The organism is Pseudarthrobacter sp. MDT1-56 (assembly GCF_059383555.1).
Map to the genome: position 1 here is coordinate 126095 of NZ_JBWZCK010000011.1, position 15160 is coordinate 141254.

The following is a 15160-nucleotide window of genomic DNA, read 5'->3' on the forward strand; positions in this document are numbered from 1 at the left end:
GACATCCTGGGTTGAGCTAGTGAACAAATGGATTCATTCAGGATGCGAGGACGGCACCTGCACTGTCTTGTCGACAACACCGGCACCGCGGTACCACCTCACTTACCGGCACCGGTACCGCTCCCCCGTGGGGAAGCACCGGCGTCGGCCGCTCATTACTGCTGTGACGGGCTTACCCGTCCGGTTCTACCGGCCCTGGCGCACCATGTTGCAGGAAAGTCGTGGCGCCGGGGCGTTCTTCCGGAAGCTCACCGGTGATGGCCGGGTCATAGCTGCTACCAGAAGTCTAACAACTATGACGGCTCCGCAATGCCTACACTGAATCCCATGATGTTCCGGACCCGGGGCCGCGCCGCCCCGCGAACGCCTGCGGGCCGGGCTGCCTCCGGCTGGCGGTGGCTGGCAGGGCTGGCGGCCGCACCCGTTGTGGTGGTCTCCGTCTTCCGGGCCGTACCGCGGGAATGGCCCACCACCGCGGTCCAGCTGGTGTCCTTTACACCGTGGCTGGTCCTGCCTGCCAGCGCCTCGCTGCTGTTCGCGGTGCTGGGCCGGCGGCGATGGATGGCGGGCGCCGCAGCCGGCCTCGTGGCCGTGCAGCTCTTCTGGCTGGTCCCGCTGGATTACGCCCGGGCCGCGCCCGTCGCCGCGGAGGGCTCCGCGCCGGATTCCGTGGCGGATTCCGGCACGGGTACTGTGGCGCTGCGGACGATGAGCATCAACGCCAAACTCGGCAAAGCGGACGCCGCGGACATCGTCAGGCTGGTCCGCGAGCACCGCGTCGCCCTGCTGACGATCCAGGAGTACACCCAGTCGCTCGAAGACCGGCTGGCTGCTGCCGGCCTGGCCACCCTGCTGCCGAACCGGATCAGCGATCCCGCGGGCCGCGCCACCGGGAATGCTGTCTTCTCGATCCACGAGCTGGCGGCCACCGGTGAAGTCCCCGACTCCCATTTCCCGATGCCCGTGATCCGGCTCACCGCCGAGGCCTACGGGCAGCGGGCCGTCGTCGAAGTGACCAACGTCCACGCACGTGCGCCTGTGGGCGTTGGCCTGCCGAAGTGGCGCAGCGACCTCGCGGCACTTGGCCGGCTGGCATCTCGGCCCGGGACCATGGTGCTGGCCGGTGACTTCAACGCCAGCTACGACCATGCCGAGTACCGGGAGTTCCTGCAGGGCGACGGCCGGAAACTGGTGGATGTGGGTCTGGCCCAGGGCTCGCGCCTGGTCCCCACCTGGCCGATGGAGGACATGTTCCTCCCCGGCATCACGATTGACCACCTGGTGACCAGCCCGTCGGTGCGCAGCGCGGACTACGCCGTGCACCGCGTGGCCGGGACGGACCACGCCGCTATCCTGGCGACGCTGACCGTCCCGGCCGCCGGTGCAGCAGCCAGCCCGTAACGCCTGGCCCTGAGCCGTCGGCCCGGTGCCTTTAGCCCTTGCGGATCAGCTTGTAGTTGGCGGCCTGCGCCACCGGGCGGATCACGATCTGGTCCAGGTTGACGTGGTGCGGTGCCACAACGGCGTACCGGACGACGTCGGCGACATCCGCGGCGGTGAGGGGCTTCTCGACGCCCTGGTACACCTTGGCGGCGGCCGACTGGTCGCCGAGGCGGTTCAGCGCGAACTCCTCCGTCTGGACCAGGCCTGGAGCCACCTCGATCACGCGGAGGTTGTGCTCCGCCTCTTCGAGGCGCAGGGCGCCGGTGAGCGCGTGCTGCGCGAACTTCGCCGCGTTGTAGCCGCCGCCGCCCTCATAGGCGGACAGCCCCGCCGTCGACGTCAGGTTCAGGACGGTGCCCTCACCGCAGGCGCGCAGCATGGGCAGGAACGCCCGGGTGAGCTTCATGGTGCCCAGGACGTTGACCTCGAACATCCATTCCCAGTCCTCGGTCTTGGCCTCGGCCACCTTGTCCGCGCCGCGGGCGCCGCCGGCGACGTTGATGAGCGTGTCGATGCCGCCGGCACGGGTCACCTCGTCCAGGAGCCGGGCGACATCGCCGTCGTCGGTCACGTCGGCTGGCAGCGCGACGGCGCCGGTTTCCGCGGCGAGCGCCTCCAGCCGGTCCGCGCGGCGGGCGACGGCGTACACGGTCCACCCTTCGGTCCGGAGCGCACGCACGGTGGCCTCGCCGATTCCGGTGCTGGCGCCCGTAACTACTGCTGCCTTGTGCTGCATTCCCTCATTCATGGCACCACCCTAGTGGATCAGGGCAGGGTGCTCGGTTCCAGATCCTCGTCTTCGAGACCCAGGACCTTGAGCTTGCCGCTCTTCCGGTCGGCCAGGTACTCCTGCATTTCCCGTTTGATCACCGGCAGCAGCAGGTAGACGCCGAGCAGGTTCACGAACGCGCAGACGAACAGGGCCGCATCGGCGAAGCTCAACACCTGGGTGAAGGTCAGGACGGTTCCGACCACTGGAGAAGGCGAACAGCGAGACGGCCACGGCCAGCACCGCCGGGAACCACGGGAGCACCGTGGCGAAGGCATCGGAGGTCAGGATGACGCCGTCGGGGGCGCCGCTCCCGGCCTGCACTGAGTCAATGCCGGCCTGCAGGCTCGGCGCACCGGCGATGATGATCGCGAGCGCTGTCATGGTGCAGATGACCACGTGTCGATGAGGGGCTCGAACATGGCCACGAAACCCTCGCTCACGGGCCGGTGGGTCTTGACGGCCGCGTGCGCAATGGCGGCTGAACCCAGGCCCGCCTCGTTGGAGAACGCCGCACGCTGGAAGCCCACGATCATGACACCAACGACGCCGCCGGTCAGGCCTTCCGCCTGGAAGGCCCCGGCCATGATCGATGCCAGGGCCGCGGGCACGTGGTCCAGGTTGGCGAGGATAACGAACAGGCAGGCAGCCACGTAGATGATTCCCATGGCCGGGTCGAGCTTGCTGGTGGTGGCACCGATCGACTTGATCCCGCCAAGGATCACGGCGGCCACGAGCGCGGCCAGGATGACCCCGAAGATCACCGCGGCTCCGGCGCTGCCGAGAGGACCGTCCTCGCCTCCCGTGACGTTTTGCACCTGGGCGAACGTCTGGTTCGCCTGGAACATGTTGCCGCCGGCAATACCGAAGATCAGGATGGAGACGGCGAAGATGCCGGTGAGTGTCTTCGCCGGGATCCGACCGAACTTTTTGAACGCGACGGGCAGGTACTTGAACGGACCGCCGGTCACCGTCCCGTCGGCGTGGACTTCCCGGTACTTCACCCCGAGGGTGCACTCGGCGAACTTCGTGGCCATGCCGAGCAGACCGGCCAGGATCATCCAGAACGTGGCACCGGGGCCACCGAGCGCCATGGCGGCGCCGACGCCGGCGATGTTGCCCAGCCCGACCGTACCGGACAGCGCTGAGGTCAACGCATGGAAGTGCGGCACCTCACCGGGGTCTGATTTGGACGAGTAGTGTCCGCGGATTACCTCGTGGGAGGTCTTGAGGCCGCGGAACTGAATGAAGCCGAAGTAGATCGTGAAGATCACACCGGCGGCGATGAGCCAGGCCACGACGGCCGGAAAGCTCACCTCGCCGATGGTGATGGGAAAAAAGACAATGCTTGAAAAGATTTCGGCGACGGGCTGGACGACCGTATCGGCGGCGTTTTCGACGGCGGCCAGCCAGCCAATCTCGTCGGAAGCGGCTTGGGCTGGCATCGCTAGGTAGATAGACATCCCTACTAGAGCGTCCAAGGGACGTGATGGCAATCACACAGCGAATACCCTACAGACGCAGGGGCCCCGCTCTGGAGGGTTCCTCCATGGGCAGTTTTGACGGAATTGTGCATCGGTCCCCCGGAGGCCGCGCGGGTGCGGTTCGCGGCCTCCCCGCCGTCCCTGCGCGGCGGGGTCCGCCGGCCGTGAAAGAATTGGGCCCATGGCTGAAGACACGCAGGGTACAGACACGCCCACCACCGCCCCCATCAATGTTCCGGACAAGCCCGCCCTGGAAGGGCTGGAAGACGCCCTCACCCGGCGCTGGCTTGACGCCGGGACCTACAAGTTCAACCCGGACACCACACGGGAGCAGGTGTACTCGATCGACACTCCCCCGCCCACGGCGTCGGGGTCACTGCACGTCGGTCACATGTTCTCGTACACCCAGACCGACGTCCTGGCGCGCTATCAGCGCATGACCGGCAAGAACGTCTTCTACCCCATGGGCTGGGACGACAACGGCCTGCCCACCGAGCGCCGGGTGCAGAACTACTACGGTGTGCGCTGCGATCCGACCACCGCCTACGACGCCGGCTACCGGCCCCCGGCCGAGCCCGCCAAGAACCAGCGCGACTTCGACGTCGTCTCGCGCCGGAACTTCATCGAACTCTGCGAGGAACTCGCCGTCGAGGACGAGTTGGTCTTCGAGAACCTGTTCCAGAAGCTCGGCCTGTCCGTGGACTGGGACCTGACCTACCGCACCATCGATGACAAGTCCCGCGCCATCTCCCAGCGCGCCTTCCTGGCGAACCTCGCCGCCGGCGACGCCTACATGGCCGAGGCACCCACCCTGTGGGATGTCACCTTCCGCACGGCGGTGGCCCAGGCCGAACTCGAGGACCGCGAGGTCGCTGGCGCGTACTACCGCTACCCCTTCTTCACCGAAGACGGCGAGAAGATCTACATCGAGACCACCCGCCCGGAACTGCTGGGCGCGTGTGCCGCCCTGGTCGCGAATCCCGACGACGAACGGTACCAGCCGCTGTTCGGCAAGAAGGTCACCTCCCCCCTGTTCGGGGTTGAGGTGGAGGTCAAGGCCCATCCGCTCGCCAAGGCCGACAAGGGCTCCGGCATCGCCATGGTCTGCACCTTCGGCGACCTCACCGACGTCACCTGGTGGCGCGAACTCCAGCTGCCCACCCGCGCGATCGTGGGCCGCGACGGCCGCATCATCGGCGAGACCCCGGAGTGGATCACCACCGCCGAAGGCCGCGCCAGTTTCGAGGCGATTGCCGGCAAGACGGTCTTCAGCGCCAAGGAAGGCGTGGTGGAGCTCCTGGCCGCTGCCGGCCTCCTCGACGGGGAGCCGAAGAAGATCATGCACCCGGTGAACTTCTTCGAAAAGGGCGACAAGCCCCTGGAGGTCGTGACCTCCCGCCAGTGGTACATCCGCAACGGCGGACGGGACGCGGAACGCCGTGAGCAGCTCATTGCCCGCGGCCACGAGATCGATTTCCACCCGGCCTTCATGCGCTCACGCTACGAGAACTGGATCTCCGGGCTGAACGGCGACTGGCTCGTTTCGCGCCAGCGGTTCTTCGGCGTGCCCGTACCCGTCTGGTACCCGCTGGACGCCGACGGCAACCCGGACTTCGCAGCTCCCGTCGTCCCGTCCGACGCGCAACTGCCGGTGGACCCCGCCGCGGACGCGGCCCCCGGTTATGAGGAAGCCCAGCGCGATGTGCCCGGCGGCTTCACCGGCGACGCCGATGTGCTCGACACCTGGGCCACGTCCTCGCTGACCCCGCAGATCGTGGGCGGCTGGAGCACCGACGAGGCGCTCTTCGCCAAGGTCTATCCCTTCGATGTGCGCCCGCAGGGTCACGACATCATCCGGACCTGGCTGTTCTCCTCCGCGGTGCGCGCCGACGCCCTGCAGGACTCCGCGCCGTGGAAGCACGCCGCCATCTCCGGCTGGATCCTGGATCCGGACCGCAAGAAGATGTCCAAGTCCAAGGGCAACGTGATCGTCCCCACCGATGTGCTGGAGGAGTACGGCTCCGACGCCGTCCGCTACTGGGCGGCCTCGGCCAAGCTCGGCGCGGACACGGCCTACGAGATCGCGCAGATGAAGATCGGCCGCCGGCTGGCGATCAAGCTGCTCAACGCCTCCAAGTTCGTCCTGAACCTGGGCGCCACGGAGGACTCGGTGGTTTCCGCTGACCTGTCCGTGCTGGGCAACCCCCTGGACCGGGCCGTGCTCGCGCAGCTCTCCGATGTGGTCCAGCAGGCCACGAAGGCGTTCGAAAACTACGACTACGCCCGGGCCCTGCAGATCACGGAGAGCTTCTTCTGGCACTTCACCGATGACTACGTGGAGCTCATCAAGGACCGCGCCTACGGTGCCGCCGGCGAAGCCGAACAGGCCTCCGTCCTCGCGGCGCTGGCGACGAGCCTGGACACGCTGCTGCGCCTCTTCGCCCCGTTCCTGCCCTTCGCCACGGAAGAAGTCTGGAGCTGGTGGCGCACCGGTTCGGTGCACCGCGCCCAGTGGCCGGCCGCCGTCGAGATCGACGGGGACACCAACCTGCTGGCCACCGTCGGGACCGCGCTCAGCGGCATCCGCAAGGCCAAGTCGGAGGCCAAGGTCAAGCAGCGCACCGAGGTGCTGTCCGCGACCATCACGGCTCCGGATTCCCTCACCATGCAGCTGAAAGCCGGCCTGGCGGATCTCAAGGCCGCGGCCAACGCGCGGGAGCTGACCCTGGTGGGCGGCAACGGCGAACTGACCGTCAGCGACGTGGTCCTGGCGCCGGCGGAGGCGCCCGCCCAGGCATAAGGGCCGCCGTAGCGGCGCCGCCGGGCTTGTTCCTTCGGATCTGCTCAGCGGGCCGGTTTTTGGGCAAAGGGGAAGCCCCATCAGCGTTTTGCCGTTGGTGGGGCTTCGACTTTTCGATTGTCACGTGACGTCTTAGACAATCTGGCAGAATCCTTGGATTTTCAGGTCTTCCTACCTCGTCACTGGTAGCCATCATCTGACTTTGCCGAAGGCTGCGTCGAAAGTGTCACTGAATCTTTGGTTCCTGCGTCCCGCTTCTTTCGGAGTGGGTAAGTTCTATTGTGATCCGGTCCTGGCGGATGCACAAGAGCCCCGGAAGAACTACATCAGAGTAGTTCTTCCGGGGCTCTTTGCTGCCCTCCGGGCGGCGTTCCTTGCCCGTCCGGGCCTTAGTTGAAGACCGGGTCTTCGGTGCGGCTGCGCTTGATTTCAAAGAAGTACGGGAACGAGGCCAGGGCCACCGAGGCATCCCACAGGCGCCCGGCTTCCTCGCCCCGCGGGATGCGCGTGAGCACGGGACCGAAGAAGGCGGTTCCGTTGAACGCAACGATGGGTGTGCCCACGTCCTGGCCCACCAGCGAGATTCCAGCTTCGTGGCTCGTCCGCAGCGCGGCGTCGAAGGCATCGTCCTGGCCGGCTGCTGCCAGTTCCGCGGGCAGGCCGACTTCGGCGAGGGACTTCGAGATGACCTCGGCGATGTCCTTGTTGCCCTCGTTGTGGATCTTGGTGCCCATGGCGTCGTAAAGGGCCTTGATGTGCTCGGTGCCATGCTGCTCGGCGGCAGCCGTGATGACCCGCACCGGCGCCCAGGCCTTGACCAGGAACGCCTTGTACTCCTCCGGGAGCTCCTCGCGGCCGTCGTTGAGCATGGCCAGGCTCATGACGTGCCATTCGGTGCTGATGTCGCGGACGTCTTCCACCTCGCTGATCCAGCGGGAGGTCACCCAGGCAAACGGGCACATCGGGTCAAACCAGAAGTCAGCTTTGTTGGTTTCAGGCACAGGTGTTCTCCTTGGGAAGTCTGCGGGGGAAAAGGGTGCACGGCGCCAGCCCAAAGACTGGACGCGTCACAGGCGACAGCGAACGGTGCGGCTTGTTTATTCCGGATCAGGCGGACTTGCGTCGCTTGACGTCGTGGGCGATCATCGTCGGCGCGGCCTTCTTGGAGACGACGTCTTCCGTGATGACGACCGTGGCGATGTCGTCGCGGCTGGGCAGGTCGAACATCACCGGGAGCAGGACTTCCTCCATGATGGCGCGGAGCCCGCGGGCGCCGGTGCCGCGTTCGAGCGCCTGGTCCGCGATCGTGTTCAGCGCCTCCTCGTCGAAGACCAACTCGACACCGTCGAGCTGGAACATCTTCTGGTACTGCTTTACCAGCGCGTTCTTCGGCGTGGACAGGATCTGGATGAGCGCAGCCCGGTCCAGGTTGGAGACCGTGGTGATGACCGGGAGGCGGCCAATGAATTCCGGAATGAGCCCGAACTTCAGCAGGTCCTCGGGCATGACCTCGCCGTAGGAATCGGTGTTGTTTTTGACCTCATTGAGCGGAGCGCCGAACCCGATGCCCTTGCGCCCGGACCGCGAACCGATGATTTCCTCGAGGCCGGCAAAGGCGCCGGCGACGATGAAGAGCACATTCGTGGTGTCGATCTGGATGAATTCCTGGTGCGGGTGCTTGCGGCCGCCCTGCGGCGGTACCGAGGCGACGGTGCCCTCGAGGATCTTCAGCAGGGCCTGCTGCACCCCCTCGCCCGAGACGTCACGGGTGATGGAGGGGTTCTCGCTCTTACGCGAGATTTTGTCGATCTCATCGATGTAGATGATGCCCTGCTCGGCCTTCTTGACGTCGTAGTCGGCGGCCTGGATGAGCTTCAGCAGGATGTTCTCGACGTCCTCGCCGACATAGCCGGCTTCAGTCAGCGCGGTGGCGTCGGCGACGGCGAAGGGGACGTTGAGGCGGCGGGCCAGGGTCTGCGCGAGGTAGGTCTTGCCGCAGCCGGTCGGGCCGATGAGCAGGATGTTGGACTTGGCGATCTCGACGTCGTCGTGATGGACGCCTTCGGCGAGGCTGCCGCTCTTGGGCGCGTGCCCGGCCTGGATGCGCTTGTAGTGGTTGTAGACCGCGACGGCGAGCGAGCGTTTGGCGGGCTCCTGGCCAATGACATATTCCTGAAGGAAATCAAAGATCTCGCGGGGCTTGGGCAGTTCGAAACTGCCCAGGTCAGCTACTTCGGCGAGTTCTTCTTCAATGATCTCGTTGCAGAGTTCAATGCACTCGTCGCAGATGTAGACGCCGGGCCCGGCAATGAGCTTCCGAACCTGCTTCTGGCTCTTTCCGCAGAAAGAACACTTCAGCAGATCCGTGCTCTCGCCAATCCGAGCCATATGTGAACCCCTTTTAGAATCTTGCTGCTGGCCGTGTTCTTCTCCTGCGCAGCGCTGCACCCGTTACTGGAATCACGGGCGTGCCTTGGGAGACGCCAGCCGTGACATGTTCCACTCTAGGTCACTTTGGGCCTGTTGGGTGGAAAGCCGACGCCGGTGCGGCCACTTAAAATGGGCCGCACCGGCGTCGGGTACTGCTTGTTACCTGATGCCCTGCTACTTGGTGATTGCCTGGGGCTTCATCTTGCGGGAATCCAGCACCTGGTCAATCAGGCCGTACTGCATGGCCTCGGCGGCGGTGAGGATCTTGTCGCGCTCGATATCGTTGTTGACCTGCTCCGGCGTCCGGCCGGAGTGCTTCGCCAGCGTGTCCTCGAGCCAGGCCCGCATGCGCATGACCTCAGCAGCCTGGATCTCCAGGTCGGAAGCCTGGCCACCCTGGCCACCGGACAGCGAGGGCTGGTGGATCAGGACCCGGGCGTTCGGCAAGGCCAGGCGCTTGCCCGGCGTACCGGCCGCGAGGAGCACGGCAGCGGCACTGGCGGCCTGGCCGAGGCAGACGGTCTGGATCTCCGGGCGGATGTACGTCATGGTGTCGTAGATCGCCGTCATGGCGGTGAAGGAGCCGCCCGGGGAGTTGATGTAGAGCGTGATGTCGCGGTCCGGGTCGGTGGACTCGAGCACGAGCAGCTGCGCCATCACGTCATCGGCCGACGCGTCGTCCACCTGGACGCCGAGGAAGATGATGCGATCCTCGAACAGCTTGGTGTACGGGTCCTGGCGCTTGAAGCCATAGGGGGTGCGCTCTTCGAACTGCGGCAGCACATAGCGGCTGCTCGGGAGGTTACCGGCAGTCGAACCGAAGTTGTAGTTCATGTTCATTGCTCCTGAATTCATTGCTGTCTACGTGCCGGTCAGTTCTCGGGGGCATCGTCGGTTGAGTCGGTGACTGAGCCATTGGAGTCGGCGTTGGTTCCGCCGCCGCCGGCCACGGATCCCGCGTGCGCCGCGATCTTGTCGAAGAAGCCGTATTCAAGGGCTTCCTTGGCCGTGAACCACTTGTCGCGGTCGTTGTCCCTGAGGATGGTCTCGACCGACTGCCCGGTCTGGTCGGCCGTCAGTTCGGCCATGACCTTCTTCATGTGCAAGATGAGCTCGGCCTGGATCTTGATGTCCGAGGCCGTGCCGCCGATGCCGCCGGAGGGCTGGTGCATCAGGATACGGGCGTTGGGGGTGGCGTAGCGCTTGCCCTTGGTGCCGGAGGAGAGCAGGAACTGTCCCATCGAGGCGGCGAGGCCGGTGGCGACGGTGACGACGTCGTTCGGGATGAATTGCATCGTGTCGTAGATGGCCATGCCGGCCGTGACGGAGCCGCCCGGTGAGTTGATGTAGAGGTAGATATCCTTCTCGGGGTTCTCGGCCGAGAGCAGCAGCAGCTGCGAGCAGATCGCGTTGGCGTTCTCGTCGCGGACCTCGGAGCCGAGCCAGATGATGCGCTCTTTCAGCAGGCGGTTGTAAATGTAGTTATCCTGGGCTGCCGGATCGACAGTAGCCATCCGGGGTGCCCCTGCTTGCTGTGACATATGTACTTACCTCTCGCTGGCGACGGTGACGCCACTGGACGACATCACTGAACTTTCCTACATGGACACTAACGGTTTTCCCGGCACCAGTGTGCTCAGGCGCCGGGCTGTTCGCTGACGGCGCACGATTGCCCGGGAGGGTTCATCCCCGGCTTAAAAGGCCGCACCCCCGGATTGAGGATCCGGGGGTGCGGCAGGAACTGCGGGAACAGAAAAGTCTTAGAACTTCACTGCTGCCGGATCATCGTTCTTCGCGGTCTCGGCTGCTGCTTCGTCGGAAGCGGCGTCCTCGACGTCGGCTTCGGTCTCGCCTGCTGCCTCAACCGGTGCCTCTTCGCCGCCGGGGCGGACGAAGTCGCTGAGGTCAACCTTGTTGCCCTCGGTGTCGGTGACCTCGGCCTGGCCCAGGACTACGGCCAGCGCCTTGCGGCGGCGGACCTCGGAAACCATCATGGGTACCTGGCCGCTCTGATCAATGATCTGGGCGAACTGGTTCGGGTCCATGCCGTACTGGCCGGCGGTGGTGACGATGTAGTCGATCAGCTCGTTCTGGCTGACGTTGACTTCTTCCTTTTCGGCGATGGCGTCAAGGATGATCTCGTTCTGGAAGGCGCGCTCGGTGTTGGCCTTGACCTCGGCGCGGTGCTCCTCGGTGTCGTGCTCGCCTTCACCGTGGGCGTTCTCGGCGTTGAAGTGCTGCTCGAGCTGCTCTTCGACGACGGATTCCGGAACGGGAACCGCTACGAGCTCAACGAGCTTGTCGAGGACCTTGTCGCGGGCCTCAACGCCCTGCTCGACGACCTTGGACTCTGCGGCCTGCTTGGCGAGGTCCTCGCGCAGTTCGGCAAGGGTGTCAAATTCGGAGGCCAGCTGGGCGAAGTCATCGTCAGCCTCGGGAAGCTCGCGCTCCTTGACGGACTTGACGACAACCTTGACCTGGGCGGACTCGCCGGCGTGCTCGCCACCTACAAGGGTGGTGTCGAAGATGGCGTCCTCGTCGGCGCTGAGGCCGGCGACTGCTTCGTCGAGGCCTTCGAGCATGGTGCCGGCGCCGACCTGGTAGGACAGGCCGGTGGCGGAATCAACCTCGGCGCCGTCGATGGAGGCAGTGATGTCGATCGTCAGGAAGTCCTTATCGGCGGCCGGACGGTCCACGGACTTCAGCGTGCCGAAGCGGCCGCGGAGTTCGTCAAGGGCCTTGTCGACGTCGGCGTCGGTGGACTCAGCCGCGGCAACCTCAACCTTGATGCCGGCGTAGTCGGGCAGTTCGATTTCGGGGCGGACGTCAACCTCGGCGTGGAACTTCAGTTCACCGTCGGTGGCGGACGGGTCCGGAACCTCGGTGATTTCGACCTCGGGACGGCTCAGCGGGCGGATGCCGGTTTCCTGAACTGCTGCCTGGTACCAGCCGTTGAGGCCTTCGTTGATGGCGGTCTCCAACACGTAGCCACGGCCAACGCGCTGGTCAATGAGCTTGGAGGGGACCTTGCCCTTGCGGAAGCCGGGGACCTGGATCTGCGAAGCAACAGTCTTGTATGCCTCTGCGATGCTGGGCTTCAATTCCTCAAAGGGGACCTCAACATTGAGCTTGACCCGCGTGGGGGTGAGGTTCTCGACAGCGCTCTTCACAGTCTAAGTACTCCTGGTTTTAGGGGGTGGGGTTCTGCACCGCCAAGGGTCTGGCTGTACCTGCAGAGTCGGGGTGACAGGATTTGAACCTGCGACTTCCTGCTCCCAAAGCAGGTGCTCTAGCCAAGCTGAGCTACACCCCGTAAGTGCACAGAACAGTCTACGGTCATTCTGCGCCCATTTGCACATTTGACACCGGGGCCCTGAATTAGGTTTAGTTGTATCCGGCTTCAACAGCCGCCCGGAAGATTTGCAGAAAGTTCCTGCACAGTCCCGGGGACGTAGCTTAATGGTAAAGCCTCAGTCTTCCAAACTGATTACGCGGGTTCGATTCCCGTCGTCCCCTCCAGAATATGACGAAAAAGCCCCTCTTCGGAGGGGCTTTTGTTGTGCCGGTGGGTGCGCCGCTCACGCCTGGCAGGACGGGCACCAGTAGAGCTTGCGGGCGCCGAGCTCGGTCAGCGCAACCGGCGTTCCGCAGTTCCGGCAGTCGAGACCCTGCCGCCGGTAGACGAAGTGGGACTCTTCCGGGGCGGGGAGGCCGCGGGATGGGCCGCCCAGCGAGGCACCACCGTCGGGCCCGCTCCAATAGCGCGGGGGTGTGGTGATGATCCGGCCGTCGCGGACGCCGTCGGACATCATCGCGACGGTGTCGTCCCAGAGCCGGCCGGCCGCCTCCGCGGACAGCTCCTTTCCCGGCAGCCAGGGGTCCAGGCCCTGGCGGAAGAGCAGCTCGGCGCGGTACACGTTGCCGACGCCGGCAATGACCTTCTGGTCCATCAGCAGGGCCGCGAGCGGCGTGCGTTTGGCCAGCCCTGCGGCGAAGGAGTCCCTGTCGCCCGGAAGGTTCCGCAGCGGGTCGGGGCCGAGCCGTGCCAGGACAGCTGCCGCCTCCGCTTCCGTGACCGTCTCGCAGGTTGTCGCGCCGCGGAGGTCGGCCCAGCCGTGGGCGCTGGCGAGTCGGACGCGGACGGCACCGATCGGGGCGGGCGGGCCCCCGTACCCGGCGGGCCCGGCCGCTGCGCCGTCGTCGTAGACCTCCCGCTCCCCCACTTTGCGGGGCGCGCCGATGCTGGACGCGCCCCGGAAGCCGGCGTCGCCGCCGAAGTCCCAGGCGCCGTAGAGGCCCAGGTGGACGTGCAGCAGCAGTCCGTGCTCGAACTCCAGGAAGAGGTGTTTCCCGTGCGCCGCGGAGCCTGTGAGGGTGTGGCCGTCCAACAGCGCCGCGCCGTGAACGAAGCGCCCCTGCGGGCTGGACACGGCGAGCCTCTCCCCCGTGAAGACGTCCCCGAACTGGCGGGCCAGCCGGTGGACGGAATGCCCTTCCGGCACTAGGCGATGACCTCGCCGGTGCGCTCGTAGGCGGCAATCTTGCCGATCCGGCGGACGTGGCGCTCGTCGTTGCTGAAGGGCTCGGCCAGGAAGGCCTCGATGATTTCCGTGGCCTCGCCGACGCTGTGCTGGCGGCCGCCGACGGCGACGACGTTGGCGTCGTTGTGCTCGCGGGCCAGCTTCGCGGTGGACAGGTTCCAGGCCAGCGCGGCGCGGACGCCCTTGACCTTGTTGGCCGCGATCTGCTCGCCGTTGCCGGACCCGCCGAGGACAATTCCAAGGGCGTTGGTGCCGGCTTCCTGGTCCGCCACCACCGCGAGCGCGGCATTGATGCAGAACGAGGGGTAGTCGTCGAGGGCGTCGTAGACGTCGGGTCCGTGGTCGAGGACCTCGTAGCCCTTCGCGCCGAGGTGGCTGACGAGGTGGGCGCTGAGTTCCATGCCGGCGTGGTCCGTGGCGATGTGCACGCGCGGGAGGTCAGAGGGGGTCACGGCGTATCCGTTCAGTTCGGCAGATCAGTGGAGTCACATGGCCTGCGGGTGCGGAGAAAGAGGCTGTTCCCAGCCTACTAGGGCACGGGCCGGCGGGCCTGTTCGGCCGCCGGGGACGACTTCACACACCGGCCGCCCCGCCGGGCCGGTGCGCCCGAGCCGCCACCCGTGAGATCACCTGCGCGACGTTGTCCGCCGTCGTGGCACTCCCGCCGCTGACGGTCAGGGTCCGGCCGTCGGAACGGTCGACGACGACTGCCGGTCCGCTGCTGACGAGCAGCGCCGTCGTGGTGCCGTGGCTGCGGTATCCCCAGCCGCCGTAGTCGGCTGCCTTGACCTCTTTCGGCGTCGCCGCCTCGATGGCAGCGGCCGGCACGTCCATCACCCTGACGAATCCGGCGGCAAAGACCCGCAGCCCGCTCCGGTCCACCCGGATGCGGGCGAACAGGCACGCGGCAGCCAGCAGGGCCACGGCGACGAGGAGCGCAGCGAGCCAGGGTACGGCGATGGTGAGGAGCGCGGCGGGAAGCAAGGTGGCGATCCCGAGCATCACAAAGACCGAACTGCGGGCGTGGACCCACAGGCTAACCGAGTCCCGAGCCAGGTCGGGGTCGAGCTCGCGGGCCAGGGCTTCGGCCATGGCCCGGTCGTCGTCCGTGGACCAGCGTTCGTCGGCTTTGAAGACGAAGCCCATAACCACGCCCAGGCCCAGGGCGGCCCCGCTGCCCATGGCGAGCACGGCGACATCCACCTGCGCCTCCCCCGCATCCGCCAGGCCGAGCTGTCCAACCAGCACGGCGGCGAGGACGGTGGTGATGAACAGGCTCACGAACAGCCCGGTGCCCATCATGATCCGGCGCATGATGGCCGGACGGGACAGCGGCACGGCCTGCACCAGCACGGCCCCGCCGAACAGGACGATCATGGCCGCACCGACGCCAACGACCGCCCCGAACGGCGCGAAGTCCGCGGCAACGCCCTCGGCCCAACGGACGGCCAGCGGCTCGGGCAGATCGGACCGGAGGAGGAGGGCACACACTACAAACGCTGCGGCCAGCACCAGCGGAAACCCCACGGCGAAGCGCAGCGCCCTAACGTCAACGGAATCCCGAAACTTTCCCATATCCCCAACGCTACTCCCGGCGATTCGGCCTTAGGTACCTTGGTGTGACCCAGGCAACTTGCCAAGCGCCGCAGAAGTGAAAGAATAATTTCACAGTAACGAGTTCTCCCATCCCCAC

At 66.2% G+C, this 15160-nt stretch carries 11 protein-coding genes, 2 tRNA genes and 1 pseudogene; 3 read left to right on the top strand and 11 right to left on the bottom strand.

Annotation, left to right across the window (positions count from 1 at the left end; genetic code table 11):
* The first annotated feature begins 327 nt into the window (after window positions 1–327).
* Entirely contained in the window at window positions 328–1401 is a 1074-nt protein-coding gene (locus AC50YC_RS15835) for an endonuclease/exonuclease/phosphatase family protein (protein ID WP_494954256.1), read from the top strand.
* 31 nt (window positions 1402–1432) lie between these two features.
* Here AC50YC_RS15835 and AC50YC_RS15840 read toward each other — a convergent pair whose 3' ends face one another.
* Entirely contained in the window at window positions 1433–2191 is a 759-nt protein-coding gene (locus AC50YC_RS15840) for an SDR family oxidoreductase (RefSeq protein WP_494954257.1), read from the bottom strand.
* A gap of 17 nt (window positions 2192–2208) precedes the next feature.
* Window positions 2209–3675: pseudogene (locus tag AC50YC_RS15845) on the bottom strand (alanine/glycine:cation symporter family protein).
* Between the two features lie 202 nt (window positions 3676–3877).
* Between AC50YC_RS15845 and valS the strand changes: the two are divergent.
* Window positions 3878–6496 carry a valine--tRNA ligase gene (gene valS, locus AC50YC_RS15850; RefSeq protein WP_494954258.1) on the top strand — a complete coding sequence of 873 codons (2619 nt, stop codon included), beginning with the start codon at window positions 3878–3880 and terminating at the stop codon, window positions 6494–6496.
* 389 nt (window positions 6497–6885) lie between these two features.
* Here the strand turns inward: valS and AC50YC_RS15855 are convergent, their stop codons facing one another.
* The 6 genes from AC50YC_RS15855 to AC50YC_RS15880 all read right to left on the bottom strand — a co-directional run bounded on the left by AC50YC_RS15855 (window position 6886) and on the right by AC50YC_RS15880 (window position 12239).
* Window positions 6886–7497 carry a mycothiol-dependent nitroreductase Rv2466c family protein gene (locus tag AC50YC_RS15855; protein WP_494954259.1) on the bottom strand — a complete coding sequence of 204 codons (612 nt, stop codon included), beginning with the start codon at window positions 7495–7497 and terminating at the stop codon, window positions 6886–6888.
* A 106-nt stretch (window positions 7498–7603) separates the two neighbouring features.
* Window positions 7604–8884 (bottom strand): ATP-dependent Clp protease ATP-binding subunit ClpX, encoded by a 1281-nt coding sequence (gene clpX / locus AC50YC_RS15860; RefSeq protein WP_494954260.1) that lies wholly within the window; start codon window positions 8882–8884, stop codon window positions 7604–7606.
* Window positions 8885–9100: 216 nt separating this feature from the next.
* Window positions 9101–9760, bottom strand: coding sequence for an ATP-dependent Clp protease proteolytic subunit (locus tag AC50YC_RS15865; protein WP_282380489.1), 660 nt, complete (start codon window positions 9758–9760; stop codon window positions 9101–9103).
* Between the two features lie 38 nt (window positions 9761–9798).
* Entirely contained in the window at window positions 9799–10440 is a 642-nt protein-coding gene (locus AC50YC_RS15870; protein WP_494954319.1) for an ATP-dependent Clp protease proteolytic subunit, read from the bottom strand.
* A 246-nt stretch (window positions 10441–10686) separates the two neighbouring features.
* Window positions 10687–12096, bottom strand: a complete 1410-nt coding sequence (gene tig / locus AC50YC_RS15875; RefSeq protein WP_494954261.1) for a trigger factor — start codon at window positions 12094–12096, stop codon at window positions 10687–10689.
* Window positions 12097–12164: 68 nt separating this feature from the next.
* Window positions 12165–12239, bottom strand: a tRNA-Pro gene (locus AC50YC_RS15880).
* Window positions 12240–12371: 132 nt separating this feature from the next.
* On the opposite strand from AC50YC_RS15880, the gene AC50YC_RS15885 reads away from it, so the two are divergent.
* A tRNA-Gly gene (locus tag AC50YC_RS15885) sits at window positions 12372–12445 on the top strand.
* A 59-nt stretch (window positions 12446–12504) separates the two neighbouring features.
* On the opposite strand, the gene AC50YC_RS15890 is transcribed toward AC50YC_RS15885, so the two are convergent.
* From AC50YC_RS15890 to AC50YC_RS15900, 3 genes are all read right to left on the bottom strand, one after another.
* A complete protein-coding gene (locus AC50YC_RS15890; RefSeq protein WP_494954262.1) occupies window positions 12505–13428 on the bottom strand; it encodes an Fpg/Nei family DNA glycosylase in 924 nt (307 codons plus the stop codon).
* A complete protein-coding gene (locus AC50YC_RS15895) occupies window positions 13428–13919 on the bottom strand; it encodes a ribose-5-phosphate isomerase (protein WP_494954263.1) in 492 nt (163 codons plus the stop codon). Before AC50YC_RS15895 ends, AC50YC_RS15890 begins: the two co-directional genes overlap by 1 nt.
* A gap of 121 nt (window positions 13920–14040) precedes the next feature.
* The gene (locus AC50YC_RS15900) at window positions 14041–15042 is read right to left on the bottom strand and encodes a hypothetical protein (protein WP_494954264.1); all 1002 of its coding nucleotides are present in this window, start codon (window positions 15040–15042) and stop codon (window positions 14041–14043) included.
* Window positions 15043–15160 lie beyond the last annotated feature (118 nt).

Bases quoted from the DNA above. Each gene is read 5' to 3' on its own strand.
- AC50YC_RS15835 (WP_494954256.1), top strand. From the start codon at position 328: ATGATGTTCCGGACCCGGGGCCGCGCCGCCCCGCGAACGCCTGCGGGC.
- AC50YC_RS15840 (WP_494954257.1), bottom strand. From the start codon at position 2,191: ATGAATGAGGGAATGCAGCACAAGGCAGCAGTAGTTACGGGCGCCAGC.
- valS (WP_494954258.1), top strand. From the start codon at position 3,878: ATGGCTGAAGACACGCAGGGTACAGACACGCCCACCACCGCCCCCATC.
- clpX (WP_494954260.1), bottom strand. From the start codon at position 8,884: ATGGCTCGGATTGGCGAGAGCACGGATCTGCTGAAGTGTTCTTTCTGC.
- AC50YC_RS15865 (WP_282380489.1), bottom strand. From the start codon at position 9,760: ATGAACTACAACTTCGGTTCGACTGCCGGTAACCTCCCGAGCAGCCGC.
- AC50YC_RS15870 (WP_494954319.1), bottom strand. From the start codon at position 10,440: ATGGCTACTGTCGATCCGGCAGCCCAGGATAACTACATTTACAACCGC.
- AC50YC_RS15900 (WP_494954264.1), bottom strand. From the start codon at position 15,042: ATGGGAAAGTTTCGGGATTCCGTTGACGTTAGGGCGCTGCGCTTCGCC.